The 25,302-nt window shown below is 64.1% G+C and carries 21 protein-coding genes; 11 read left to right on the top strand and 10 right to left on the bottom strand.

Annotated elements, in window-relative coordinates; genetic code table 11:
* Window positions 1-215: 215 nt before the first annotated feature.
* Window positions 216-1,232: a TRAP transporter substrate-binding protein gene (locus Q2941_RS20480; RefSeq protein WP_254109177.1), complete on the bottom strand. Its 1,017-nt coding sequence runs from the start codon at window positions 1,230-1,232 to the stop codon at window positions 216-218.
* A 261-nt stretch (window positions 1,233-1,493) separates the two neighbouring features.
* On the opposite strand from Q2941_RS20480, the gene pobA reads away from it, so the two are divergent.
* Entirely contained in the window at window positions 1,494-2,663 is a 1,170-nt protein-coding gene (pobA, locus tag Q2941_RS20485) for a 4-hydroxybenzoate 3-monooxygenase (RefSeq protein ID WP_027521321.1), read from the top strand.
* A gap of 235 nt (window positions 2,664-2,898) precedes the next feature.
* Entirely contained in the window at window positions 2,899-3,318 is a 420-nt protein-coding gene (locus Q2941_RS20490) for a PaaI family thioesterase (protein WP_458193551.1), read from the top strand.
* 133 nt (window positions 3,319-3,451) lie between these two features.
* On the opposite strand, the gene Q2941_RS20495 is transcribed toward Q2941_RS20490, so the two are convergent.
* A complete protein-coding gene (locus Q2941_RS20495; RefSeq protein ID WP_458193552.1) occupies window positions 3,452-4,336 on the bottom strand; it encodes a LysR family transcriptional regulator in 885 nt (294 codons plus the stop codon).
* A 123-nt stretch (window positions 4,337-4,459) separates the two neighbouring features.
* Between Q2941_RS20495 and Q2941_RS20500 the strand changes: the two genes are divergently transcribed.
* Entirely contained in the window at window positions 4,460-5,083 is a 624-nt protein-coding gene (locus tag Q2941_RS20500; protein WP_458193553.1) for a pyridoxamine 5'-phosphate oxidase family protein, read from the top strand.
* A 205-nt stretch (window positions 5,084-5,288) separates the two neighbouring features.
* Here the strand turns inward: Q2941_RS20500 and Q2941_RS20505 are convergent, their stop codons facing one another.
* The 3 genes from Q2941_RS20505 to Q2941_RS20515 are packed head-to-tail and all read right to left on the bottom strand — an operon-like array spanning window position 5,289 to window position 8,832.
* Complete coding sequence (locus Q2941_RS20505; protein ID WP_027521317.1) at window positions 5,289-6,020, bottom strand: ABC transporter ATP-binding protein; 732 nt, start codon at window positions 6,018-6,020, stop codon at window positions 5,289-5,291.
* On the bottom strand, window positions 6,017-7,786 hold the full coding sequence (locus Q2941_RS20510; protein WP_458193554.1) for a branched-chain amino acid ABC transporter ATP-binding protein/permease: 1,770 nt from the start codon (window positions 7,784-7,786) through the stop codon (window positions 6,017-6,019). Before Q2941_RS20510 ends, Q2941_RS20505 begins: the two co-directional genes overlap by 4 nt.
* A gap of 5 nt (window positions 7,787-7,791) precedes the next feature.
* Window positions 7,792-8,832, bottom strand: coding sequence for a branched-chain amino acid ABC transporter permease (locus Q2941_RS20515; protein ID WP_254109172.1), 1,041 nt, complete (start codon window positions 8,830-8,832; stop codon window positions 7,792-7,794).
* A gap of 174 nt (window positions 8,833-9,006) precedes the next feature.
* Between Q2941_RS20515 and Q2941_RS20520 the strand changes: the two genes are divergently transcribed.
* On the top strand, window positions 9,007-9,537 hold the full coding sequence (locus tag Q2941_RS20520) for a MarR family winged helix-turn-helix transcriptional regulator (RefSeq protein WP_254109171.1): 531 nt from the start codon (window positions 9,007-9,009) through the stop codon (window positions 9,535-9,537).
* Between the two features lie 295 nt (window positions 9,538-9,832).
* Here Q2941_RS20520 and Q2941_RS20525 read toward each other — a convergent pair whose 3' ends face one another.
* Window positions 9,833-11,947, bottom strand: coding sequence for a putative bifunctional diguanylate cyclase/phosphodiesterase (locus Q2941_RS20525; RefSeq protein WP_458193555.1), 2,115 nt, complete (start codon window positions 11,945-11,947; stop codon window positions 9,833-9,835).
* Between the two features lie 250 nt (window positions 11,948-12,197).
* Between Q2941_RS20525 and Q2941_RS20530 the strand changes: the two genes are divergently transcribed.
* From Q2941_RS20530 to Q2941_RS20560, 7 genes are read left to right on the top strand one after another with little or no spacing between them, the layout of a single operon-like run.
* On the top strand, window positions 12,198-12,470 hold the full coding sequence (locus tag Q2941_RS20530; protein WP_027521313.1) for a helix-turn-helix domain-containing protein: 273 nt from the start codon (window positions 12,198-12,200) through the stop codon (window positions 12,468-12,470).
* A 34-nt stretch (window positions 12,471-12,504) separates the two neighbouring features.
* A complete protein-coding gene (gene hyfB / locus Q2941_RS20535) occupies window positions 12,505-14,505 on the top strand; it encodes a hydrogenase 4 subunit B (RefSeq protein WP_027521312.1) in 2,001 nt (666 codons plus the stop codon).
* Window positions 14,502-15,458, top strand: a complete 957-nt coding sequence (locus tag Q2941_RS20540; RefSeq protein WP_458193556.1) for a respiratory chain complex I subunit 1 family protein — start codon at window positions 14,502-14,504, stop codon at window positions 15,456-15,458. Before hyfB ends, Q2941_RS20540 begins: the two co-directional genes overlap by 4 nt.
* A gap of 3 nt (window positions 15,459-15,461) precedes the next feature.
* Window positions 15,462-16,124, top strand: a complete 663-nt coding sequence (locus tag Q2941_RS20545) for a hydrogenase-4 component E (protein WP_027521310.1) — start codon at window positions 15,462-15,464, stop codon at window positions 16,122-16,124.
* Window positions 16,121-17,560 (top strand): hydrogenase 4 subunit F, encoded by a 1,440-nt coding sequence (locus Q2941_RS20550; RefSeq protein ID WP_458193557.1) that lies wholly within the window; start codon window positions 16,121-16,123, stop codon window positions 17,558-17,560. The genes Q2941_RS20545 and Q2941_RS20550 overlap by 4 nt, the downstream gene beginning before the upstream one ends.
* Before the next feature lie 3 nt (window positions 17,561-17,563).
* Window positions 17,564-19,072, top strand: coding sequence for a hydrogenase large subunit (locus Q2941_RS20555; protein ID WP_458193558.1), 1,509 nt, complete (start codon window positions 17,564-17,566; stop codon window positions 19,070-19,072).
* Between the two features lie 3 nt (window positions 19,073-19,075).
* Window positions 19,076-19,600, top strand: coding sequence for an NADH-quinone oxidoreductase subunit B family protein (locus Q2941_RS20560; protein WP_027521307.1), 525 nt, complete (start codon window positions 19,076-19,078; stop codon window positions 19,598-19,600).
* A gap of 118 nt (window positions 19,601-19,718) precedes the next feature.
* Here Q2941_RS20560 and Q2941_RS20565 read toward each other — a convergent pair whose 3' ends face one another.
* The 4 genes from Q2941_RS20565 to Q2941_RS20580 form a co-directional block, all read right to left on the bottom strand.
* A complete protein-coding gene (locus Q2941_RS20565; RefSeq protein WP_254109168.1) occupies window positions 19,719-21,002 on the bottom strand; it encodes a glycerate kinase type-2 family protein in 1,284 nt (427 codons plus the stop codon).
* Window positions 21,003-21,195: 193 nt separating this feature from the next.
* Window positions 21,196-22,425, bottom strand: a complete 1,230-nt coding sequence (locus Q2941_RS20570) for an ABC transporter substrate-binding protein (protein WP_027521305.1) — start codon at window positions 22,423-22,425, stop codon at window positions 21,196-21,198.
* Between the two features lie 298 nt (window positions 22,426-22,723).
* Window positions 22,724-23,950, bottom strand: coding sequence for an ABC transporter substrate-binding protein (locus tag Q2941_RS20575; RefSeq protein ID WP_027521304.1), 1,227 nt, complete (start codon window positions 23,948-23,950; stop codon window positions 22,724-22,726).
* Window positions 23,951-24,066: 116 nt separating this feature from the next.
* Window positions 24,067-25,293 carry an ABC transporter substrate-binding protein gene (locus tag Q2941_RS20580; protein WP_027521303.1) on the bottom strand — a complete coding sequence of 409 codons (1,227 nt, stop codon included), beginning with the start codon at window positions 25,291-25,293 and terminating at the stop codon, window positions 24,067-24,069.
* Between the last annotated feature and the right edge of the window lie 9 nt (window positions 25,294-25,302).

Here is a 25,302-nt window from a genome sequence, read left to right on the forward strand (position 1 = left end):
TCGCCGCGTACTTCACCTCGCCCTGCTTGCGGGGAGAGGTCGGAATGCGCGCGTAAGCGCGGATTCCGGGTGAGGGGGAGTCTCCGCGAGTCTGTCTGTCACCATATCTGCGGAAGCTGCCCCTCACCCCAACCCTCCCAGCGCGAGCGAAGCTCGTCGCGGCCCCGCAAGAACGGGGAGAGGGGGAAGAAGAGCTCTCCCGCGACGGCGTCGCGTCACTCCGCCAGCGCGTTGTATTTCTTCAGCGAGGCCTTCAGCTCGGCAAGCGCTGCGTCCGGATCAGTGCCGGTCTTCTTCACGCCCTCGCCCCAGGTCTTGACCAGCGGCTCGGCGGCCTTCTTCCAGGACGCGGTCTGCTCCGGGTTCAGCTTGTAGACCTCGTGGCCTTCCTCCGCCTTGATCTTGTCGATGCCGGCGTCCTCGAACTTGCCCCAGTGCTCGCCGACCACGCCGGCCATCTCGGTCGTGCAGTTCTTGTCGATCGCCGCCTTCTGCCTGTCGGACATCGCATTGTATTTGTCCTTGTTCATCACGAAGACGAACGTCGTGACATAGAGCGGCGCCTCCATGTCGTACTTCGTCACCTTGTCGATGCCGAACAGCAACAGCGAGCCCCACGGGAAGGTGACGCCGTCGGCGACGCCGCGCTCGATGATGTCGCGCACTTCGGGCGCGGAGGACTGCACGTTGGTGCCGCCGAGCGAGGTGACGAAATTCGCCATGGTGGCGTGGGCCGGGCGGATCTTCAGCCCCTTCACGTCCTCCGGCACCACGATCTTCTTGGTGCGGGAGTGGAACGAGGAGGGCGAGTGGACGAAGGCGAGACAGTATTTGACGTCCTTCATCTCCTTCTCGGCATATTTGCGATACCAGGCATCGAGCCCCATCGAGCCGCCCTTGGCGTCCGAGACCAGGAACGGCAATTCGCCGGCGCCGACGATTGGGAAGCGGCCGGGCTGGTAGCCCGGATTGACATAGGTGACATCGGCGATGCCGTCGCGGGCCATGTCATAATGGTCGAACGCCTTGCCGAGTTGCTGCGCCGGGAACACCTTGCTCTTGATGGTGCCGCCGGAATCCTTCTCCACCGCGGCAGCCCAGTCTTCCAGCGATTTCTGAAGCGGATGCGAGGCCGGCACCCAGTGCGAGATCTTCAGATCGAAATTCTTGTCCTGCGCGAAGGCAGGCGTCACGCTTGCTGCCAGCAGCAACGCCAGACAGGCTTTCCTCATTGCTCGTCTCTCCCTGTTCTTGACCGCAGGCTTCTTCGGCCCGGTCTCGTTATTTAACATGTTATATAATTGGATCGCGGGTTCAAGCCGGAACTGGCAGCGCGGCTGCTTTCGTCTCGCGGAAAGCTGTCGCCCGGATATGTCGCGCTGCGGCGAATGGCACTCCCTTTTGCTCAAACGTTATATGTTATAATTATCGCGCGCGGACGACCGCGACAAGCAAGCTCGCGCCGCACCCTACAGGATCGGGAGGAGCAAGTATTGCGGACAAAAGTCGCAATCATCGGCGCTGGGCCGGCGGGACTACTGCTTGGCCAATTGCTGCACAGTTACGGCATCGACAATGTCATTCTCGAGCGGCAGAGCCCGGACTACGTGCTCGGGCGCATCCGCGCCGGCCTTCTCGAGGAGGGAACCGTTGCGCTGCTCGACGAAGTCGGCGCAGGAGCGCGCGCGCATGCCGAGGGCCTCTTGCATGAGGGCATCGAGCTTGCCTTTTCCGGCCGCCGTCACCGCATCGACATGAAGGCAGCGACCGGCAAGACGGTCATGATCTACGGCCAGACCGAGGTGACCCTCGATTTGATGAATGCGCGGAAGGCGGCGGGACTGACCTCGATCTACGAGTCCAAGGACGTGCAGCCGCATGATTTCGACGGCAGTCACCCGCGCGTAACCTACGTCAAGGACGGCGTCAGCCACGAGATTCTCTGCGACTTCATCGCCGGCTGCGATGGTTTCCACGGCGTCAGCCGCGCCAGTGTCAAGCCGTCGGCGATCGAGGAGTTCGAGCGGATCTATCCGTTCGGCTGGCTCGGCATTTTGTCCGATACGCCGCCGGTCAGTCATGAGCTGATCTATTCCAATCACGCTCGCGGTTTTGCGCTCTGCACCATGCGCTCGACGAAACGCAGCCGGCATTACGTTCAGTGCTCGCTCGACGATCACGTCGACCAGTGGCCGGATGATCGCTTCTGGGACGAGTTGAAGCGCCGGATCGATCAGGAGGCGGCCGACAGCCTCGTCACGGGACCCTCGATCGAGAAGAGCATCGCGCCCTTGCGCAGCTTCGTCGCCGAGCCGATGCGCTTTGGCCGGATGTTCCTGTGCGGCGATGCCGCCCACATCGTGCCGCCGACCGGCGCCAAGGGGTTGAACCTCGCGGCGTCAGATGCGCATTACCTCGCAACCGCGCTCCGCGAATATTACGACGAGAAGTCGAGCGCCGGGATCGATGCCTATTCCACCAAGGCGCTGGCGCGGGTCTGGAAGGCCGTGCGCTTCTCCTGGTGGATGACCTCGATGCTGCACAAGTTCCCCGACACCGGCACCATCGGCGCGCGCATCCAGCTCGCCGAGCTCGACTATGTCACGCAATCGCAGGCCGCGATGACGTCGTTGTCGGAGAATTATGTCGGGCTGCCGTTCTAACCACAGGTGTCATGCCCCGCGAAAGCGGGCATCCAGTACGCCGCGGCCTCTCCGTATCCCATCGCTGTCTCTGGAATACTGGATCGCCCGCTTTCGCGGGTGATGACAATCTTCGTGACGTGACAGCCGCGTGCGCATTTCAAACGCCCGCGCAAATGTCGTTTAAAACTTTGTAGGTGATGCATCCGTCACGTCCATCGCGTTCAATGGCGGCAATCAACGATGCGAGATGCATATGACCGCCACCGCCATTCCCGACGGCTTCGAGCCGCATTTCCGCAAAAGCCCACTCACCGATCCCTGGGAGCCGCTCTATTCAAAGCGCACCGACAAGGCCGTGATCGTTGGATTGCGGCTGGCAAAGCCGCACACCAACGCGCGCGGGCTCATTCACGGCGGTCTCATTGCCGCCCTTGCCGATGCCGCGATGGGCTATAGCTGCGCGCAGGCGACGGGCTGGAGGACGTCCTTCGTGACGATCTCGCTTGCCGTCGATTACGTCGGCGCGGCCGAGATCGGGCAGTGGTGTGCGGTCGAGAGCGAGGTGATCAAGACCGGCAGCACGATCTGCTTCGCGCAGTCGTTGATCAAGGCCGACGACGTCGTGATCGCGCGGGCCAACGGCACGTTCCGCGTGGTGCCGAAGAAGGAGTGAACGGTCTTGTGTCCCGGACGCGGTGCGGCGCGAAGTGCCGCTCCGCAGAGCCGGGACCCATGCGTCCGCGAAGAGATGGGCCCCGGCTCTGCAGCATATCAGTACCTGCTGCGCTGCGTCAGGGGCACGAGAGCTACCCGAACCGCCAGTTCGTCGTTTCCACCACGAGATCGATGAATGCGCGCACCTTGGCCGAAAGCAGCCGCGAGGTCGGATAGATGATGTGGATCGGCAGCGCCGGCAGCTCATACTTCGCCAGCACGATCTTCAGGCGGCCGCGCTTCAAGCCCTCGGCGGCCTGATAGGCCAGCACGCGCGTCACGCCGCCGCCGGCTTCGGCATATTGCAGGGCCGCGTCGGCGCTGTTGCTGGTGAAGCGGGGAGACGGTGTCACCTCGATCTCGCGCCCGTCGCGCAGGAAGCGTCGGTCGGTCGCCAGGCCGAACTGGATGGTCTGATGCTCGAGCAGCGCCTCCGGCGTCTTTGGTTCGCCGTACCGCTTCAGATAGCCGGGCGAGGCCACGACGATGCGCCTCATCTCGCCGACCTGGCGCGCGACCAGAGATGAGTCGGCGAGATGGCCGATCCGCACCGCGGCATCGACGGCGTCTTCCACGAGGTTGACGAGATGATCCGACAGCCTGAGTTCGCAGGCGACTTCGGGATAGCGCTTGAGATAGGCGGTCATGACCGGCCCGACATGGAGCCGGCCGAAGCCGACCGGTGCCGACACCACGAGACGTCCGCTCGGCCGGTTGCGCTCCTCCCGCGCGGAGCTGTCGGCCTCCTCGACATCGGCGAGGATCCGCCGCGCGCGCTCCAGATAGCGCGTGCCGACGTCGGTCAGCGTGACCTGCCGCGTGGTCCGCTGCAACAGCCGGGCGCCGAGATGTTCCTCCAGCGCCGCGATCAGCCGCGTCACCGCCGAGGGCGACAGCCGCAGTTTTCGTGCCGCCGGCGCAAAGCCGCGTAGCTCCGCGACGGTGACGAAGACGTGCATGGCCTCGAGCCTGTCCATGGCCATTATTGCATATATCGCAACGATGAAGTGTCAAGCGGGCTGATTGTTCTAAATCGAAAGGAGGCCATATTCTCGCGTGTGAGAGACGCGAGAACGCGCCAGTGTCCTGGAGGTGCTCCGATGCCGTCCGCCCATACCTATGCCAGCGACGTCGCCTTCACGCCGGCAGTCAAATCGATTCAGACGCGAAAAGGCTCGCGCGAGGCCTATTCCCACGCCGAGCAGCGCGGTTGGCGCACGGAGGTCGACGAAAATCTCGCGGCGTTTCTGGCCGATGCCAGCAGTTTCTATCTCGCCACGGCCTCAGCCGACGGCCAGCCCTATATACAGCACCGCGGTGGTCCCAAGGGCTTTTTGAAGGTGCTGGACAAGCAGACGCTCGCCTTCGCCGACTACGCCGGCAACCGGCAGTACCTCACGCAAGGAAATCTCTCCGAAAATCCAAAAGCCTATATCTTCGTGATGGACTACGCCCATCGCCGCAGGGTGAAGATCTGGGGCGAAGCGCGCGGCGTGGAGGACGATCCTGCGCTGACGCAGTCGCTGATGCCAAAAGGCTACAAGGCCCGCCCCGAGCAGGTCATCGTGTTCAGGATCGAAGCCTGGGACACCAACTGCCCGCAGCACATCCCGCAGAAATTCGACGCGGCGGATGTCGCCGCAGCACTCGCGGCACGCGATGCAAGGATTGCGGAGCTGGAGGCGGAGGTGGCGGCGCTGAAGGGGCGGACGGTGGTTAGCTGAAGTGTCGCATTCAAACTAGCGCAGCGAAGACGCTGCCCCTCTCCCCTTGTGGGAGAGGGTGGCTCGCCGCGTAGCGGCGAGACGGGTGAGGGGTCTCTCTCCACGAGTAAATCTCTCGCATGAATTCGCGGATAGAACCCCTCATCCGGCGCTTCGCGCCACCTTCTCCCACAAGGGGAGAAGGGAAGTGGAGTTCGCGGCAAGACTACAGCGCACTCTCACCTTCGTGCTGGAAGCCGAGATAGCTCGCCGCGACGCGCTCGTTGGCCGCGATGTCGCTGGCCTTTCCGCTTAGCACGAACTCGCCGAGCTCCATCACGTAAGCCTTGTCAGCGATCTTCAGCGCGGCCTGTGCATTCTGCTCGACCAGCAACACCGAGACGCCGCTGGCGCGCAGCTCGATGACGATGCGGAAAATGTCGGCGACGATAATCGGAGCCAGGCCCAGGCTCGGCTCGTCCAGCATCAGCAGTTTCGGTTCTCCCATCAGCGCGCGGCCCATTGCGAGCATCTGCTGCTCGCCGCCGGACAACGTGCCGGCGAGCTGCTTGCGCCGCTCCTTCAGCCGCGGGAACAGCGCGTAGACGCGCTCGATCGAGCTCTTCGCCCTGCTCTTCTCGATGCGGAAGGCCCCGAGCTCCAGATTGTCCTCGACATTCATGGTCACGAACAATTCGCGGTGCTCCGGCACGAGCCCTAGCCCCATCGCGACGCGGTCCTCGATGTCGAGCCGGGCGAGATCCTGCCCGGCAAAGGCGACGCGGCCCTTCAGCGGCAGGATACCCATGATGGCGGAGAGCAGCGTGGTCTTGCCGGCGCCGTTGGCGCCGACGATGGTGACGATCTCGTTCGCTCCGACCTCGAGCGAGGCCGAGCGGACCGCCTCGACCTTGCCGTACGACACATGCGCGTCGGTGACTGACAACAGCGCGCTCATGCCGCCACTCCGAGATAGGCCTTGATCACTTCGGGATTGGTCTTGATCGTGGCGGGCGTGCCTTCCGCGATCTTGGTACCGAAATCGAGCACCACGATCCGGTCGGCCAGATTCATCACGAAGCCCATGTCGTGCTCGACCAGCAGCACGCTCATGCCGCCGTCGCGCAAGTCGCGCAGCAGCTTGGCGAGCTGCTGCTTCTCCATGTGGCGCAGGCCGGCGGCCGGTTCGTCCAGCAGCAGCAGCATCGGATCGACGCACAACGCGCGTGCGATCTCGACGATGCGCTGCTGTCCAAGCGAGAGCGAGCCCGCGAGCTGATGCATCTGCTCGCCCAAGCCGACGCGCTCGATCTGGCGCGCGGCTTCCGCCAGCAGCCGCGCCTCGTCAGCGCGGTCGAGCCGCAGCATCGAGGCAATCGGGCCGGAATGGCCGCGCAGATGCGCGCCGATCGCGACGTTCTCCAGCACGGTCATGTCGGGCACCAGCTTCACGTGCTGGAAGGTGCGGGAAATGCCGAGCTTGACGATCTCCTGCGGCGGCGCCCGATCGACCTTCTTGCCGAGCACCGAGATCGAGCCCGACGTCGCCGACAGCACGCCGGTGATCAGGTTGAACGTCGTGCTCTTGCCGGCACCGTTCGGACCGATCAGCGCGACGATCTCGCGGGCCTGCACGTCGAAGGAGACATTGTTCACCGCGATTACGCCGCCGAACTGCTTTCGCGCCTTTTCGACCTGGAGCAGCACACTTGCCTCGCCTGGCGCGCGGACCCGCGCCGGCAGGGTCAGCGAGGTGTCCGGCTTCCTGCCGCCTGCCTTCTGCGGCAGGAACGACATCAGCCACGGCCAGACGCCGCCGGGCGCAAGCTGCAAGAGCGCCACCAGCATGATGCCGAACACGATGGTCTCGACCTGTCCTGAGCCCGGCAGGATGAGCGGCAGATAGCTCTGCAGCACCTCCTTCAGGATCACGACGATCGCTGCGCCGAGAACGCCGCCCCAGACATAGCCGGCGCCGCCGACCACCGCGATGAAGAGATACTCGATGCCAGCCTGCGCGCCGAACGGCGTCGGATTCACTGCGCGCTGGAGATGCGCATAGAGCCAGCCGGAGAGACCTGCGAGCACGGCGGCATGGATGAACACCAGCAGCTTGGCACGCGGCGTCTGCACGCCAAAGGCTTCGGCTGCGACATGCCCACGCCTGAGCGCGCGGATGGCGCGGCCGGTGCGGGAGTCCAGCAGGTTCATGGTGAGCAGCGCCGAGACGATCACCGCAACCCAGATCGCGTAATAGATCGAGCCGGGTGAGAGCATCTTGAACGTGCCGATCGATAGCGGGGGGATCGCGGAGATGCCGTCGTTACGCCCCAGAAATTCGAGCTTGCTGAAGAGGTAGAACAGTCCGAGCCCCCAGGCGAGCGTGCCGAGCGGAAGATAGTGGCCCGAAAGGCGGACCGTGATCAGCCCGAGCAGCACCGCGAACAGGCCGCTGACGAGCAGCGAAAGCGGCAAGGTCAGCCAGGGCGACAGGCCATACGCCGTCGACAGCACTGCAGTAGTGTAGGCGCCGAAGCCGACGAAGGCCGCCTGTCCGAACGAGGTGAGGCCGCCGACGCCGGTCAGCAGCACGAGGCCCATCGCGACCAGCGCGGCGAGGCCGATATTGTCCAGGAGCACGATCCAGAACGGCGGCATGCCGGGAATGAACGGGATCGCCGCCATGACAAGCGCGAAGACGAGAATGGGGAGCCGGCCGTTCATCGCGCTCAGTCCTTCTCTTCCTCGACCGCGGGGGCCGCGAGCGAGCGCAGCAGCAGCACCGGGATCAGGAGCATGAAGACGATGACCTCCTTGTAGTTGCTGGCGTAGAAGGACGAGAACGCCTCGACGATGCCGACAAAGAGCGCGGCGATCGCCGTCAAGGGATAGCTGACGAGGCCGCCGATGATCGCGGCGACGAAGCCCTTCAGGCCGATCAGGAAGCCGCTGTCGTAGTAGAGAGTTGTAATCGGGACGATCAGTATGCCCGACAGCGCACCGATCACGGACGCCAGCAGGAAGGCGATCTGCCCCGACAGCGAGGTGCGGATGCCGGCGAGCCGCGCCCCCAGCCGGTTGACGGCGGTCGCGCGCAGCGCCTTGCCGTAGCGCGTGAAGCCGAAGAACAGCCAGAGGCCGACGATGAAGGCGATGGTGATGCCGTAGACCGTGATGCTCTGGCCGGTGAAGCGCAACGCGCCGAGCGTGAAGGCCGTCGACAGCACCGCCGGTCCGCGCTGGCCTTCGGCGCCGAAGAACAGAAGGCCGAGGCCCTGCAGCGCAAGATGGACGCCGACGGAGGCGATCAGCAGCACGAGCACCGAGGTGTGCGCCAGTGGCTGGAAGACGATGCGATAGAGCGATACGCCGATCAGCGCGACGATGACGAGCGACAGCGCCATCGAGATCGCAACCGGCGGCTTCTGGCCGGCGAAGTAAAGGGTCGCCGCCAGCACGATTCCCGGCAGCACGATGTTGGTGAGGAAGGTGCGGAGGATCAACCGCCCGTGCAGCGCTTTGCGCGCCGCGAAAAGGTCGAACACAAAGGCGACGATGCCCATCGCGAGCGCAAGTTTGGCCGTGCCCGGCATCTGGCCGGAGGCGAGCGAGGCATAGGTCAGCGCGCCATAAGTGACGAATTCGCCTTGTGGAATCAGGATGACGCGGGTGACGGCGAACACCAGCACCAGCGCCAGTCCGAGCAGCGCGTAGATCGCGCCGTTGGTGATGCCGTCCTGGAGAAGGAACAGCAGGATGGTGGTATTCAAGACCGGACGCTCCCCCTTAAGATCCGGACCGATCCCCCTTTCGCGGTGGATCGTCCCTCACAGCCATTGAAAATCGCTGACGATATTTGATATGGTCAATAACAATTATCGAATATAACTTCAAGGGCCGGGGAACACCGGGCTTAAATCTAACGGGATTGCGAGCAACAGGCGATGACCGTTTCCAAGGCGGCGGAAAAATCGGCGGAAGCAACGGCAAAGGGCGCGGAGGCAGCCAGGGCGCGCAGGGACGCCAGCGATGAAGCCGGCGAGGCGCTTCAGCTTGGCGAGCTCTCCGAACAGCTCGGCTACGTGCTCAAGCGCGCCCAGCTCAAGGTATTCGAGAACTTCCTGCGCTGCATGGCTTCGCTCCAGCTCACGCCGGCGCAGTTTTCCGTGCTGTTGCTGGTCGAAAAGAATCCCGGCCGCAATCAAACCGAGATCGCCTCCACGCTCGGCATCCTGCGCCCGAATTTCGTGGCCATGCTGGATAATCTCGAGAGTCGCGACCTTTGCGCGCGGATCCGTTCCACCAACGATCGTCGCTCGCACATCCTGGTCCTGACCGACAAGGGCAAGGCCGTGCTTGGCCGCGCCAAAAAGCTCGTAGCCACCAAGCATGAGGCGCGGTTGAACGAGCTGTTGGGTGGGGCCAACCGCGAGTCCCTGATCGCGATGCTCTCCAAGATCGCCAACGAGTTTTGAGCGATCTCGTCACCCCGGAGCTCGGTTCTCGCCCCGCAACACCCTACGCTCCCTCCTCCCTTGCGGGGGAGGGCAGGGGAGGGGGGTAGCCCAGCAAAAGGTGCGTGAGATTCGCGAGCGGTCGATTCGCTAGAGCCGAGAGAGCGCGCCGTGCGGCACCCCCCCTCCCTGGCCCTCCCCCGCAAGGGGGGAGGGAACGCACCTGTCGCGCGGCAAGAGACTCGATGCTCGCGGGCTTGGCGGTTTGCGTTTGATGCCAAGGCGATCGCTTGCTCGGCCCCGCTGCCGGAAGCGATTACGCCGCAGCGATCCGGTCGGGCAAGGCGGGCGCTTCCGGGGACAGGAAGCGGCGCTCAATTTCGGCTGCGGGCAGTGGGCGGCTGAACAGATAGCCCTGCATTTCCGTGCATCCTTCCGCCGCGATCCGGTCGAGCTGCTCGTGCGTTTCGACGCCTTCCGCCGTCGCCGTCATTCCCAACCCGCTTGCGAGCGCAGCAATCGCCCGCACGATGTTGAGTGATCCGGCATCGGTGGCGACGTCGCGCACGAAGGAGCGGTCGATCTTGATCTTGTCGAACGGAAAACATTGCAGATAGGTCAGCGACGAATAGCCGGTGCCGAAATCGTCCATCGCGATCCGGATCCCGAGCTCGCGCAGCCGGTGCAGCGTGGCGAGCGTCCCCTCCTTGTCCTGCAAGAGGACGCTCTCGGTGATCTCGATTTCGAGCCGGCTGGCGTCCAGCCCCGCGGCCGCGAGCGCGCCCACGATCACCTCGGCAAGACCGGCGTAACGGAATTGTACGGCCGATATGTTGACGGCGACGTGGAGGTACTTTGGCCACCGGCTGGCGGTCATGCAGGCCTGCCGGATCACCCACTCGCCGATCGGCACGATCAGGCCGATCTCCTCGGCAAGCGGAATGAAGCTGCCCGGAGGGATCAGTCCGCGCTGCGGATGCTGCCAGCGGATCAACGCCTCGAAGCCGCTGATCGCGCCGCTGTGGCTATTCACCAGCGGCTGATAGTGAAGCTCGAATTCGCCGCCAGCGAGCGCTTTGCGCAGATCGAGCTCCAATGCGCGGCGGCTTTGCACCTGCTCGTCCATCGCCGGCTCGAAAAAGCGGTACATGCCCCGACCGTCGCTCTTGGCCCGGTAGAGCGCAAGGTCGGCGTTGCGCAGCAATTGCTCGGGTGTTGCTCCATCGGTCGGCGCAATGGCGATTCCGATGCTTGCCCCCGCGATCGTCTGCTGAGCGTCGATCTCGAACGGCGCGCTCATCTGCCCGATAATGCGCTGTGCAAGCGTGCTTGCTTCGCTTGCCTCGCTGATCGGGCTTTGCAGGACGACGAATTCGTCGCCGCCCATCCGGGCGATCGTGTCGCCGGGACGAACGAGGCGGCGCAGACGCTCGCTCACGCCCTTGAGCAGGGCATCGCCGGCATGATGCCCCAGCGTGTCGTTCACCGACTTGAACTTGTCGAGGTCGATGTGATGCACGGCAAAGGTCTGGTTCGATGCGAACGCCTGCTCGAGCCGCTGGTTGAGCAGGGCGCGATTGGCAAGATCCGTCAGCGCGTCGTGATGCGCCATATGCGCGATTCTGAGCTCGGTCCGCCGCTGCTCGGTGATGTCTTCGTGGGTCGCCACCCAGCCGAGGTCCGGCATCGGGCGATGGCGGATCTTGAAGGTACGCCCGTTTCGCATCTCGACGATGCTGTCGACGGGCTCGGCCGAAACCACGACGCCGGTGCGCCATTTCATGTACTCGGCCCGCGACATCGCGGGCACGCTGCCGGCCTCAAAGCGCATGTCGACGATGTCCGACAGGGGCGTGCCGGGACGGACACGCTCAGGCGGCAGCCCGTACATGTCGATGAAGTCCTTGTTGCACACGATCAGCCGGTGATTGGCATCGAAGAAGCACAGCCCGTGCGACATGTTGTTGATCGCGATGTCGAACTGCATGTTGCGCTGTTGCAGCCGTGCGCTGAGCTCCTCGCGCTCGGTGATGTCCTCGTGGGTGGCCATGCCGCCGCCGTCCGGCAGAGGGTGAACGGTATTGGCGATGATCCGCCCGTCCGCGAAGTCCTGCACGGCCCGTTCGCTGACGATCGTGCGCTCCGTGCGGGCACGAACATAGTCATCGGCCTCGCCGCGGACCTTCAATCCGAGCTTGAGCCGGTGCTGGATCAGATTGCTGACCGGTGTGCCCGGCCGCACTTCGTCCGGCGCAAGCCCGTACATGTCCATGTAGCGCTGGTTGCAGTAGATGACTTCGCGGCTCCGGTTGAACAGGATGATGCCAAGCCAAAGATTGTTGACGGCCTGCTCGAGCAACCCGCCCAAGGCGAGCGAGCCGAGCGGCTCCGGCGGGCCGTTGTCGGCGACCTGCCTGTCGCGATCCTCCATGTATGTTCGCCCCCTTCAAGCGCGGAAAGCATTAGAGCAGAGGCCGGTGAACGGTCTCCACGATCTGCCTCCCGCGCAGGCAGGTTCCTGAAGTTGCAGCGAATTTCACGTTAAGGGATGCAATGAGATTGCAGCGGGCAGGCAACCGCCTCCTGATGTGCAATGCGGTATAATTGATGCTTGATACATCATTTTAGATGTCATATGCTTGCTTTATCAATCACGGCGCTTGCCATGGGAGGTGCTGTCAGTGATTACCGCCGCGCAGCTTCGGGCCGCTCGCGCCCTGCTCGGGATCGACCAGCGCGAGCTGGCGCAGCGCTGCTCGCTGTCGCTGCCGACGATCCAGCGCATGGAGGCCTCCGAGGGCGTCATTCGCGGCAATGTCGATTCCCTGATGAAGCTGGTCGAGGCGCTCGCGGCCGCGGGCATCGAGCTGATCGGCGAGGGCGCGCCCTCGACCGGAAGTGGCCGCGGCGTACGGCTGAAATCCCAGCCCAGCGCGGGCGAGGACAACAAATGACGACGCGCGCACAACTCGCAATCCGGGAGCTCTAATGATCTCGGTGGCGCTATGGTCGGTGGCACTGCTGCTGGCGCTGGCGCCGGTCGGGATCGTGCTGTCGTCGTACCCGCGCGGTTCGGCCGTGCTCTATGGCGCCTGCCTGGTCGTCACCGCGGCACTCTGCGTCACCGCGCTCCTTCACCTGCTCGATTCGGCCCATCCCGTGTTGAGTGCCACTCTGCCGATCGGCCTGCCCTGGCTGGGGGCTCACTTCCGTCTCGATGCGCTGTCGGCCTTCTTCCTGGTCGTGATCAATCTTGGTGGCGCGGCCGCCAGCCTGTTCGCGCTCGGCTACGGCGCGCATGAAGAATCTCCCGGTCGCGTGCTGCCGTTCTATCCCGCCTATCTCGCCGGCATGAATACGGTCGTGCTCGCCAACGACGCCTTCAGCTTTCTGGTGGCGTGGGAGTTCATGTCGCTGACCTCCTGGGCTCTGGTGGTGTCGCACCACCGCGAGGCGGAGAATATCCGTGCCGGCTATGTCTATCTCCTGATGGCAAGCTTCGGCACGCTGGTCCTGCTGCTCGCCTTCGGTCTGCTTGCGAGCGGTGCCGGTTACGATTTCGACGCGATCCGCGCTTCGCATCCCTCGGCCGCGCTCGCCGGCATGGTGGTGATCCTCGTCCTGCTCGGCGCCGGCTCGAAGGCGGGCGTCGTGCCGCTGCACGCCTGGCTGCCACTTGCTCATCCCGCCGCTCCCAGCCACGTCTCGGCCCTCATGAGCGGCGTGATGACCAAGGTCGCCGTCTATGGTTTCGTCCGCATCGTGTTTGACCTGTTGCCGGAGCCTGAGTGGTGGTGGAGCATGGTGGTGCTGCTGGTCGGCGGCCCCACCGCGACGCTAGGCGTGCTCTATGCGCTGATGCAGCGCGACATCAAGCGCGTGCTGGCCTATTCGACCATCGAGAACATCGGCATCATCTTCACCGGCCTCGGGCTCGCGCTCGCTTTCAAGGCGCAGGGGCTCGACTGGGTGGCGGCGCTCGCCTTCACCGCGGCGATGCTGCACGTCTTCAATCACGCGCTGTTCAAGAGCCTTCTGTTCTTCGGCGCCGGCGCGGTGCTGGAGGCAACCGGCGCGCGCGACATGGAGAAGCTCGGCGGGCTGATCCATCGCATGCCACGCACGGCCTTCGCGATGCTGGTCGGCTGCGTCGCGATCTCGGCGCTGCCGCCCTTCAACGGTTTTGTCTCGGAATGGCTGACCTTCCAGGCAATCCTGCTGTCGCCGCAACTGCCATCCTGGGGTTTGAAGCTCGCCATCCCCGCGGTCGGCGGCCTCCTGGCGCTGGCGGCGGCTTTCGCCGCGGCCTGCTTCGTCAAACTCTATGGCATCAGCTTCCTCGGCCGGCCGCGCACGGATGTCGCCGCAAGCGCGCATGAGACCGATCGCTTCTCGCTGGCTGCGATGTTCGCGCTTGCGGCACTCTGCCTCGTCGCCGGCATCCTGCCCGGCCTGTTCATCGACGCGCTGGCGCCGGTGAGCAAGGCCATGGTCGGCAACGTCATGCCGCATCAGACCGGGCTGGAATGGCTCACGATCGTGCCGATCGCGGAAAGCCGCAGCTCTTATAACGGCCTTCTCGTCTTCCTGTTCGTTGCGCTCTGCGGCACCGCCGCGGCGTCGGCCATTCACCGCCTCGCCTCCGATCGCCTGCGCCGCGCGCCCGCCTGGGATTGCGGGTATCCCGACCCCGACCCCACGATCCAATACTCCGCCTCGAGCTTCTCGCAGCCGATCCGCCGCGTGTTCGGCAGCGTGATCTTTGCGGCACGCGAGATCGGCGAGATGCCACCGCCATCATCGCCGCTGCCTGCACGGCTCAAGGTCGAACTGCACGATCTGATCTGGGACGCGCTCTACGCGCCGATCGCGACGATCATCGGCTTCGCCACCGAACGCATCAACACCCTGCAATTCCTCACCATCCGCCGCTATCTGACGCTGGTCTTCGGAGCGCTCATCGTTCTGCTCCTGGTGGTGGCGCTATGACCGCGCTGCGCGACATCCTCTCGCAGGGCGCGCAGATGCTGCTGGTGCTGCTGCTCGCCCCGCTGCTGACCGGCTTTGTCCGCAAGGTGAAGGCGCGGCTGCTCCGCCGGCGCGGACCGCCGCTGGTTCAGCCCTATCGCGACCTCGTCCGCCTGATGCGCAAGGACGTCGTGCTCGCGGACAACGCTTCATGGCTGTTCCGCGTCATTCCCTACCTGATGTTTGCCGGCACCTGGGTAGCGGCTTCGCTGGTGCCGACCTTCGGCAACGGTCTGTTGTTCTCCGGGACCGCCGACCTCATCGCCATCATTGCGCTGCTCGGCAGCGCGCGTTTCTTCCAGGCGCTTGCCGGCATGGATGTCGGCACCGCCTTCGGCGGCATCGGCTCCAGCCGCGAGGTGATGATCGCGACCCTGGCCGAGCCTGCCATCCTGATAACGGTGTTCGCGGTCGCCATGATCGCGGGCTCGACCCAGCTTTCCAACGTTGCCGAGTTCATGGGCTCGGACGCGGTCGGTCTGCGCGTGTCGCTCGGCATGGCGTTCGTCGCGCTGACCATTGTGGCGCTGGCGGAGAATGCCCGCATCCCCGTCGACAATCCCGCGACCCATCTCGAGCTCACGATGGTTCATGAGGCCATGGTGCTGGAATATTCGGGGCGGCATCTTGCGCTGATCGACCTGTCGTCGCAGCTCAAGCTGCTGCTCTACGTCTCGCTGATCGCCTGCGTGTTCCTGCCCTGGGGCACCGCGACTGCGGATGCGAGCGTCGCGACACTGGCGTTCGGCGCGGTGCTCTATTTCGGCAAGCTTGCAGTTCTTGGCTTCCTGCTCGCGCTGTTCGAGACGTCGATCGCCAAGATGCGCGTATTCCGTATTCCGGAGTTTTTGGGGGCGGCGCTGATGCTGGCGCTGCTCGCGACGCTGCTGCGCTTCGTGTCGGGGAGCCTGTAGGACATGAGCAGCCTGCAATTCGATATCGCCCACCTGCTCGCCGGATCGCTCGTGCTGGCGAGCTTCATGCTGCTTTACCAGGACCGGCTCTATGCGCTGCTCAACGTCTATGCGCTGCACGCCGGCGTGCTGGCGTTGTCGGTGGCCTGGCAGGCCTATGTGCAGGCGGCGCCGCATCTCTATGTCACCGCGCTGATCGCTCTCGTTTTCAAGGCCATCATCATTCCGGTAGCGCTGCACCGGATCATCCGGCGGCTCGGCATTCACCGCGAGATCGAGAACGTGATCGGCATCGGGCTCACCATGATGGCCGGCATCGGCCTCGTCGCGCTGTCGATGGTGGTGATGCTGCGGGTGACGCCGGGCGCGGATGCGCTCGCGCGCGAGGACCTGGCCTTCGCGCTGTCGGTGGTGCTGCTCGGGCTCCTGATCATGGTGACGCGGCGCAATGCCGTGAGCCAGGTGGTCGGTTTCATGTCGCTGGAGAATGGCCTCGTGCTGGCGGCGACTGGTGCCAAGGGCATGCCGCTGGTGGTCGAGATCAGCGTCGCCTTTTCGGTGCTGATCGCCTTCATCGTGATCGGCATCTTCCTGTTTCGCATCCGCGAGCGTTTCGACAGTGTCGATGTGCAGGCGCTCGACCGCTTCAGGGGAGAGCGGCGATGACGATCGACGCGCTCGGTGCCATCCTGTTGATCCCGGCCATCTCGGCCGCGCTGCTCGCGATACTGCCCGGCTACTTCCTGACGGCAAAGCTCAACGTCGTTGCGGCGCTCGCGACCTTCCTCACCTCGCTCTCGCTGTTCGTGATCGAACCGACGTCAGGGCAATATCTGCTGCTCGACGACCTCAACAAGGTCTTCATCGTGCTGACGACCTTCGTCGGCTTCACCACATCCGTGTTCAGCGCGAGCTACATCCATCACGAAATCGAGACCGGACGGCTGACGCCGGCCTTCCTGCGCTTCTATCACGCGATGTACCAGATCCTGATGTTCGCGATGAACCTCGCGCTCATCGCCAACAATATCGGCCTGATGTGGGTTGCGGTCGAGGTCGCGACGCTGACGACCGTGCTGATGGTCGGTATCTACCGTACCCATGAGGCGCTCGAAGCCGCGTGGAAGTATTTCATCCTCGGCAGCGTCGGCATCGCGCTGGCGCTGTTCGGCACCATCCTGGTCTACATGGCGGCGCGTCCTGCGGTGGGCGAAGGGCTCGACGGCATGGTGTGGACCGTGCTGGTCCAGCACGCCGCCGCATTCGATCCGGCGCTGCTCAACGTCGCCTTCGTCTTCCTGCTGCTTGGCTACGGCACGAAGGTCGGCCTCGCGCCGCTGCACGCCTGGCTGCCCGACGCGCACGCCGAAGGCCCAACGCCGATCTCCGCGGTGCTCTCGGGCCTTCTGCTGAATGTCGCGCTCTATGCGCTTCTGCGCTTCAAGATGATGCTCGCGGTCAATTCGGCGGCGATCGCGCCGGGGCCGCTGATGGTGACGATGGGCCTGATCTCGGTGATCTTCGCGGCGCTGATGCTGTACCGCCGCCGCGACATCAAGCGCATGTTCGCTTATTCCTCGATCGAGCACATGGGCATCATCGTCTTTGCCTTCGGCATGGGCGGGCCGCTCGCGAACTTCGCAGGCCTTCTGCACATGACCATGCACTCGCTGACCAAGTCCGCGATCTTCTTCGCGGTCGGTCACATCGCGCAGGTCAAGGGTACGCAGAAGATCGCCGACATTGGTGGGCTCACGGTGACCAACCCGGTGCTCGGCTGGGCCCTGATGCTCGGCGTCATCGCCATCGTCGGCCTGCCGCCGCTCGGCATCTTCATGAGCGAGTTCCTGGTCGTCAGCTCGACCTTTTCCCGCGCGCCATGGCTGACCGCGATCCTGGTGCTCGGTATCATCATCGCGCTCGGCGGGCTCTTGCTGCGGATCGGCGTCGTGATGTTCGGCGAGCCCAAGGGCAAGACCGCGCCGGCGGAGGCCTCCTACGTGCCGATGTTCACGCATCTGGCGCTGGTCGCGATGGCGGGGATCTATCTGCCGCCGGTCCTGGTGACCGGCTTTACTAACGTCGCAAAGCTGCTGGGATAGGCGATGGGTATCCTCGACAGCATCCCCCATGTTCACGCGGTGCCGTCGCACCGCCCCTGGCCGCGTGTCGTCGTGGCAGAAGCGGGCTGGCGGGCCGCAGTCGACGAACTGGCCGCCGGCCGTCTGGCCCTGCTTGGCCTCTGGGGTGAGCCGGCCGTTGTCCACATGGCGCTGCTCGATGAAGCCGTCGCCGAGATCGCGGTCGTCACCTACGAATGTGCGGCGGGTAGCTTTCCAAGCGTCGCCCGCCATCATCCGCCCGCGCTGCGGCTGGAGCGTACCATCCACGACCTGTTCGGGCTGACGTCAACCAGCGCTGACGATGTGCGGCCGTGGCTCGACCATTACGTCTGGGACAAATCGTTCCCGCTCGGCAGCCGCAACGCGCCGCGCGAGGCGGTCCTGTATCGGTTCCTACCGGCCGAAGGCGAGGCGCTGCATCAGGTTGCGGTGGGACCCGTCCATGCCGGCATCATCGAGCCCGGCCATTTCCGCTTCACCGCCAATGGCGAGCATGTGGTGCGGCTGGAGCAATGGCTTGGCTATACCCATAAGGGCGTCGAATCCCTGCTCCAGGGCGCGAACCTTGAGGCTGCGGCAAAGCTCGCCAATCGTACCTCTGGCGACAGCGCCGTTGCCTACGCTTTTGCCTTTGCGCGCGCTGCCGAGGCAGCGCTCGACATCGAGGCGCCGCCGCACGCGACGCACTTGCGGGCGCTGATGGCGGAATTGGAGCGGCTTGCCAATCATTTCGGCGACATCGGCGCGATCTGCAATGACGCCTCTTTCGCGTTGATGCATGCGCAGACCGGCATTTTGCGCGAGCGCTGCCTGCGCGCCGCCGATGCTGCATTCGGCCATCGGTTGATGATGGACGTCATCATGCCCGGCGGCGTGGTGCGCGACATCGCACCGGACGGCATTGCGGCACTGCGCACGCTGCTTGCCGAAATCGACAAGGTGTTTCCACGCCTGATCGAACTCTACGACAACACGGCGTCGCTTCAGGACCGCACCGTCACCACGGGCATCGTGAAAACGGAATATGCGCGCCAGTTCGGCGCCGGCGGCTATGTCGGCCGTGCCTCGGGGCGCAATTTCGATGCGCGGCGCATGCTTGCCTACGCCCCCTACGATCGGCTGTCGTTCGAGGTGCCGGTGCTCGAGGCGGGCGACGTCAATGCGCGGGTCTGGATCCGCATCCGCGAGGTCGAGCAGAGCGTTGCGCTGATCGCGCAGATTCTGGACCTGATGGCACCGGGCGAGATCATGAGCGCGCTGCCGGCCGGGCACGGCGAATGCGAAGGCCTGGCTGTGACCGAAGCGTTTCGCGGTGACGTGCTGGTCTGGCTCAGGCTGGACCGGGAGTTGCGCGTGCAGCGCTGCCACCTGCGCGATGCCTCCTGGTTCCAGTGGCCGCTGCTGGAGACCGCGATCGAGGGCAACATCATCGCCGACTTCCCGCTCTGCAACAAATCGTTCAACTGTTCCTATTCGGGCGCGGATCTCTGAGCCATGCGCAAGACCCTGCTCGAAAGTCTCACCCACGGATCTCTGACCGAGCCCGCCCCGGCGCCGGACGAGACCGCGCTGGCTGAACTTGCCAGCAAGGTCGACCGTGCGGCGCAGGCAAGACTCGGCCGGTCGCTCGCGATCCGCCAGGTCGACGCCGGTTCGTGCAATGGCTGCGAGCTGGAGATCCACGCGCTCTCCAACGCCTTCTACGACATCGAACGTTTCGGTCTGCGCTTCGTCGCCTCGCCGCGCCATGCCGACGTCCTGCTGGTCACGGGACCGGTGACGAAGAACATGAGGCAGGCGCTGGAGCGGACCTATAACGCCACGCCCGATCCGAAATGGGTGGTCGCGGTGGGCGGCTGCGCCGCTGATGGCGGCATCTTCAAAGGCAGCTACGCCTGCGTCGGCGGCGTGTCCGAGGTCGTTCCGGTGGATCTACACATCAAGGGCTGCCCGCCGTCGCCGCTCGACCTGCTGAAAGGCCTGCTCGCGCTCCTGGAGCACGTCGGCGGCAAGGAGTGAGCTGCGCCCACACATCCCGTCATTGCGAGGAGCGCAGCGACGAAGCAATCCAGACTGTATCCGTGGACGCAGCCTGGATTGCTTCGCTTCGCTCGCAATGACAGGGGAGAGCCGTGGCTCAATCCACCAGAATTACCCTGATGTCGTTCACGTTGGTCAGCGTCGGCCCGGGCAGCAGCAAGTCTCCTGTTGCGGCAAAGAACGCCGTCGCGTCGTTGTTGTCGAGATAGGCCTGCGGCTCGAGCGCCAGCGTCTTCATCTTCGCGAAGGTTGCAGCATCGATCAGTGCGCCGGCGGGGTCGGTGGGCTTGCCGGCGCCGCCGTCGGCGCCGTCAGTGTCGCCGGCGAGCGCGGCGATGTCGGGTGTGTCCTTCAACAGGCCGGCGAGCGCCAGCGCGTATTCCTGGTTCGGGCCGCCGCGGCCATTGCCGCGCACGGTCACCGTGAGCTCGCCGCCGGAGAGGATGGCGGTGCGTTTGCCAGCGGCGCGCGCCTTCAAGGCCAGCCTCGCATGCTCGGCGGCAACCTCGCGCGCCTCGCCTTCGAGATCGGCGCCGAGATCGATCACCTCATAGCCCGCGTCCTTCGCGAGCTTGACGGCGGCGTCGAGGGACTGCTTGGGCCGCGCGATCAGTTCGAAATGGGCGCGCGCAAACGCGGCATCGCCGGGCTTGCAGCTTTCGTTGGCGGGATCGTCGAGCGCGCGGCGAACGGCATCGTCGATGTCGAGCTTGTATTTCGCGACGATCGCGCGCGCGTCAGCCAGCGTGGTCGGATCCGGCACGGTGGGGCCGGAGGCGATCGCGGAGGGATCGTCATGCGGCACGTCGGAGATCGCGAGCGTGACGATCTCGGCGGCATTTTTGCCGGCGCGCGCCAGCCGCCCGCCCTTGATGCGCGACAGATGCTTGCGGACGACATTCATCTCGCCGATCGGCGCGCCCGAGCGGAGCAGCGCCTTGTTGACCGCCTGCTTCTGCGCAAAGCTGATGCCGTCCACCGGCGCGATCCAGTTCGCCGAGCCGCCACCGGTGAGCAGCACCAGCAGCAGATCATCAGGGCCGGCCTCGCCTGCGAGCGCGAGCGTGTCAGCGGCGCCCTTCAGGCCGGCTTCGTCCGGCACGGGATGGCCGGCCTCGACCACGCGGATGCGTCGCGTCGGTACGCCGTAGCCGTGGCGGGTGGTGGCGATGCCGACCAGCCGCTCCGGATCGAGCTTGAGCCCATCGAGATAGTGCCGCTCCGCGGCCGCGGCCATGGCGCCCGCGCCCTTTCCGGCGGCGAGGCAGATCACGCGGCCCTTCGGCGCGGGGCGCAGGTGCGGCGCGAGAATCGTGCTCGGATGGGCGGCGGCAACGGCGGCGTCATAGAGGGCGCGGAGCAGGGGACGTCGGTCGGTCATGGCGATGCTTTCGTCAAGGAGAGGCGGCGCCGGCGACCTCGCCGGAGTAGGCCTGCCCCTTGCCTAGCGCATCGCCGCGCAAAGCGTAAGCGGGCTTGCCCATCATTCGATTATGCGATCGCGTGATGGGCAACGAAAACCCCCCGCGAGACTCTCGCGGGGGGCGTTTTTCGCGGCCCAATCTGCTGGACGGCTAGCCGCCGACGTCGGCGCTGATCACGTCGCCGAACAGCTCCCACTTCTCGCCCTTGAACTTCTCGAGCTGGAGCTGGCTGATCGGCGCGAAGTCGGTCGCTGACGTATTGATCTGGATCCCGGGCAGCAGCACCTCGGTCCGGAAGTCCTTCAGGCTCGCCGCCTGCTTCATGATGTTCTCGCGCGTGAGATTGTCGCCGCACTGCTTCAACACCTGCACCAGGGTCTGCGCCACGCCGTAGCCGACGATGGTGCCGTGGTCGAGCTTGTCGCCGTCCGGGAAGTACTTCGTCATGAAGGCGAGAAACTCCTTCATGCCGGGATCCTTGTTCCATTGCGGGTCGGAAACGTCCTTCAGATAGTCCGCGGAGATGATGTCCTGCGAATTCTCGAAGCCCGCGGGCTTGAGCACGCTGCCGACCGAGGCCGAGACGTTGTTCAGGAAATGAAGCGGCTTCCAGCCGATCTCGGCGTTCTTCTTGATCGCTTGCGCGGCGAATTTCGGCGTCGTGATGTTCATGAAGACGTCGGCGCCGATCGATTTCAGCTTCACGATATGGTTGTCGATGGTCGGCTCGGACGTTTCATAGCTCTCCTCTGCGACGATCATGCTCGCTGCCTTCGCGCCGAGACCGTCCTTGAGGCCCTTGAGATAGTCCTTGCCGTAGTCGTCGTTCTGGAACAGCACCGCGATCTTGGCGTCCGGCTTGTTCTTCAAGAGCCACTTTGCGTAGATCTGCGTCTCGCTCTGGTAGTTGGGCTGCCAGCCCATGGTCCAGGGGAAGTCTTTCGGATCATTCCACTTGGTGGCGCCGGTCGCGACGAAGAGCTGCGGCACCTTCTTGGAGTTCATGTATTTCTGGATCGCCGAGTTTGGCGGCGTGCCGAGCGAGTTGAAGATGAACAACACCTCGTCGCTCTCGACGAGCTTGCGTGCTTGCTCCACCGTCTTCGGCGGCGAATAGGCGTCGTCATAGGAGATGAAGTTGATCTTGCGGCCGTTGATGCCGCCCTCATCGTTGATCTTCTTGAAATAGGCGGCCTCGGTGCGGCCGATGATGCCGTAGGCGGACGCAGGGCCGCTATAGGGCATGATGTTGCCGATCTTGATCTCGGTGTCGGTCGCGCCGGTATCGTATTTCTTCTGGGCGGATGCAGTGGAGGTCGAGGCCGCGAACAGCGCAAGCGCGACTGACGCGGCAGCAAGTTTGCCAGTGACAGCGGGCATTCCAGTCTCCCTGATTTTCTTGGTGTGTGTGCGTCCTTTTCTTGTCGTTGGTCTTTTTTGCGACGTGGCAGCAATTGAATACGATTTGCGTTGCAGCATCAAGAAAAAGCCCCCGCGACGGCGTCGTGAGGGCTGCTCCTTTAGTAGTCATCCGCTTGGCGGAGGCGTGCGAAACATTGGATGATGTGCGCACGTGACCGGTTGCAGTTGCGAGATAGCGGCACGCGCCGAGCATGTTGTTGATGGAAGTTGTGCAAACCGTCTCTTGCGATTTTCGGTTGTAAGCACTCCGCGTACCCTAGTGGCCGAGTTCGCTGGAGATGACGTCGCCGAACAGCTCCCACGACCTGCCCTTGAAGCGCATCATCTGGAGCTGTGCGATCGGCGCGAAATTGTCCGGCGCGGTGTTGATCTTGATGCCGGGAAGCAGCGTGTCCGGAGCGAAATCCTTCAAGCTCGCCGCCTGCCTCATGACGTTCTCGCGCGTGAGATCGTCGCCGCACATCTGGAGAACCTTCGCCATCGTCTGCGCCGCGCCGTAGCCGAACGCGACGGCGGCGTCGAGCCTGTTCGCCTTCGGATCAAATTGCGCGAGGAAATCGTAGAACCTCTTCATCCCGTCGTCGGCGTTCCACTGCGGGTCGGTGCCGTCCTTGACGTAGGTCGCCGAGAGGATGCCCTGCGACACCTCGAAGCCCGCCGGCTCGATCACGCCGCCGACCGATGCCGAGACGTTGGAGATGATTTGCATCGGATGCCAGTTGATCTCGGCCGCCTTCTTGATCGCCTGGGCGGCGAATTTCGGCGTGGTAATGCTGATGAAGACGTCGGCGCCCGAGGCCTTTAGCTTCACGACGCGCTCGTCGATCGCTGGCTCGGAGGTGTCGTAGCCGTCCTCGAGCACGATCATCGAGGCCTTCGGCCCGAGGCCGTCCTTCAGGCCCCTCAGATAGTCCTTGCCGAAATCGTCGTTCTGGTAGAGCACGGCGATCCTGGCTTCGGGCTTCTCCTTGATGATGTATTTGGCGTAGATGCGCGCTTCGCTGGCGTAGCTCGGTTGCCAGCCCATGGTCCATGGGTAGTTTTTCGGATCGTTCCATTTGGAGGCGCCGCTCGCCACGAACAATTGCGGCACCTTCTTCTCGTTCATGTACTTGCGGATGGCGGCGTTGGTCGAGGTGCCGAGCGATCCGAAGATTAGGAACACCTCGTCGCTTTCGACGAGCTTGCGGGCCTGTTCGAGCGTCTTCGGCGGCGAGTAGGCATCGTCGTAGGAGATGAACTTGATCTTGCGACCGTTGATACCGCCTTCCGCATTGATCTTGTTGAAATAGGCCTCTTCGGTCTTGCCGATCACGCCATAGGCGGAGGCCGGACCGCTGTAGGGCATGATGTTGCCGATCCTGATCTCGGTGTCGGTGGCGCCGGTGTCATATTTCTTTTGTGCCAGAGCTGTGCCGTTCGTTGCGGTGCACAAGATGAATGCGGCCGACAGGGCCGCGAACTGAAGACGGACGACAGCCATTGCTCTCCCACCCGGTTGGATCGGCTCTGCATTGAACAAGATTGGCGCCGGCCGTCAACAAAAAGCCCCCGCGATCGCTCGCGGGGGCTCACCTGGTAAGCTGTTGCGTCAGCGCTTCATTGGGAGGGGACGTCGCCGCTGATGATCTCGCCGAAGAGTTCCCATTTCTCGCCCTTGAAGCGTTGCATCTGGAGCTGGCTGATGGGGGCAAAATCGGTCGCGCTGGTATTGATCTTCACGCCGGGCAGCAAGGTGTCAGGAGCGAAGTCCTTCAGGCTCGCCGCCTGCTTCATGACGTTTGCGCGGGTTAGATCATCGCCGCACATTTCCAGCACCTTTGCGAGCGTCTGCGCAACGCCATAGCCATAGACGACGAAGCTGTCGTTCTTGTCCGTGCCAGGCATGTACTTGTCGACGAACTCCGACCACTTCTTCATGCCGGGGTCACTGTCCCACTGCGGGTCGCCGGCGTCCTTGCCGTAAGTGGCAGACAGGATGCCTTGCGAGTTTTCGAGGCCCGCGGGCTTCATCACGCCGCCGACCGAGCTCGAAACGTTGGTGACGATCTGAAGGGGCTTCCAGGAAAGCTCGGCCACCTTCTTGATGGCCTGGGCGGCGAATTTCGGCGTTGCGTAGATCACGAACACGTCCGGATTGGCGGCCTTGATCTTGACGATATGGCCGTCGATCGACGGCTCGGACACCTCATAGCTCTCTTCCATGATGATGTTCGAGGCCTTGCCGCCGAACCCGTCCTTGGTGCCCTTGAGATAGTCCTTGCCGAAATCGTCGTTCTGATAGAGCACCGCCACCTTGGCGTCGGGTTTCTCCCTCAAGAGCCACTTCGCGTAGATTTGCGCTTCGCTCTGGTAGGAGGGCTGCCAGCCCATGGTCCATGGGAAGTTCTTTGGATCGTTCCACTTGGTGGCGCCGGTCGCGACGAACAGCTGCGGGATCTTCTTGGCGTTGAGATATTTCTGGATCGCTGTGTTGGAGGGCGTGCCGAGCGGGTTGAACACGGCCAGCACCTCATCGCTCTCGACGAGCTTGCGGACCTGCTCGACCGCCTTCGGCGGCGAGTAAGCGTCGTCATAGGTGACGAAGTTGACCTTGCGGCCATTGATGCCGCCCTTGTCGTTGATCATCTTGAAATAGGCTTCTTCGGTCTTGCCGATGACGCCGTAGGCGGAGGCCGGACCACTATACGGCATGATGTTGCCGATCTTGATCTCGGTGTCGGTCGCGCCGGTATCGTACTTCTTTTGGGCGAGTGCTGCGCCGGAGGTGATCGTTGCGACCGCCGTTCCGACAGCGACGATTCCCAGTATTCTTGCGAACAGCAATTCAGTCTC

It is taken from the genome of Bradyrhizobium sp. UFLA05-153 (assembly GCF_054185185.1).

What these genes read in the sequence shown, in the direction of transcription:
- Q2941_RS20525 (WP_458193555.1), bottom strand. Translation starts at nt 11,947, where the DNA reads ATGGAGGATCGCGACAGGCAGGTCGCCGACAACGGCCCGCCGGAGCCG.
- Q2941_RS20510 (WP_458193554.1), bottom strand. Translation starts at nt 7,786, where the DNA reads ATGAACGGCCGGCTCCCCATTCTCGTCTTCGCGCTTGTCATGGCGGCG.
- hyfB (WP_027521312.1), top strand. Translation starts at nt 12,505, where the DNA reads ATGATCTCGGTGGCGCTATGGTCGGTGGCACTGCTGCTGGCGCTGGCG.
- Q2941_RS20575 (WP_027521304.1), bottom strand. Translation starts at nt 23,950, where the DNA reads ATGGCTGTCGTCCGTCTTCAGTTCGCGGCCCTGTCGGCCGCATTCATC.
- Q2941_RS20570 (WP_027521305.1), bottom strand. Translation starts at nt 22,425, where the DNA reads ATGCCCGCTGTCACTGGCAAACTTGCTGCCGCGTCAGTCGCGCTTGCG.
- Q2941_RS20480 (WP_254109177.1), bottom strand. Translation starts at nt 1,232, where the DNA reads ATGAGGAAAGCCTGTCTGGCGTTGCTGCTGGCAGCAAGCGTGACGCCT.
- Q2941_RS20500 (WP_458193553.1), top strand. Translation starts at nt 4,460, where the DNA reads ATGCCGTCCGCCCATACCTATGCCAGCGACGTCGCCTTCACGCCGGCA.
- Q2941_RS20490 (WP_458193551.1), top strand. Translation starts at nt 2,899, where the DNA reads ATGACCGCCACCGCCATTCCCGACGGCTTCGAGCCGCATTTCCGCAAA.
- Q2941_RS20540 (WP_458193556.1), top strand. Translation starts at nt 14,502, where the DNA reads ATGACCGCGCTGCGCGACATCCTCTCGCAGGGCGCGCAGATGCTGCTG.
- Q2941_RS20545 (WP_027521310.1), top strand. Translation starts at nt 15,462, where the DNA reads ATGAGCAGCCTGCAATTCGATATCGCCCACCTGCTCGCCGGATCGCTC.
- Q2941_RS20565 (WP_254109168.1), bottom strand. Translation starts at nt 21,002, where the DNA reads ATGACCGACCGACGTCCCCTGCTCCGCGCCCTCTATGACGCCGCCGTT.
- Q2941_RS20495 (WP_458193552.1), bottom strand. Translation starts at nt 4,336, where the DNA reads ATGGACAGGCTCGAGGCCATGCACGTCTTCGTCACCGTCGCGGAGCTA.
- Q2941_RS20505 (WP_027521317.1), bottom strand. Translation starts at nt 6,020, where the DNA reads ATGAGCGCGCTGTTGTCAGTCACCGACGCGCATGTGTCGTACGGCAAG.
- Q2941_RS20550 (WP_458193557.1), top strand. Translation starts at nt 16,121, where the DNA reads ATGACGATCGACGCGCTCGGTGCCATCCTGTTGATCCCGGCCATCTCG.
- Q2941_RS20555 (WP_458193558.1), top strand. Translation starts at nt 17,564, where the DNA reads ATGGGTATCCTCGACAGCATCCCCCATGTTCACGCGGTGCCGTCGCAC.
- Q2941_RS20520 (WP_254109171.1), top strand. Translation starts at nt 9,007, where the DNA reads ATGACCGTTTCCAAGGCGGCGGAAAAATCGGCGGAAGCAACGGCAAAG.
- Q2941_RS20560 (WP_027521307.1), top strand. Translation starts at nt 19,076, where the DNA reads ATGCGCAAGACCCTGCTCGAAAGTCTCACCCACGGATCTCTGACCGAG.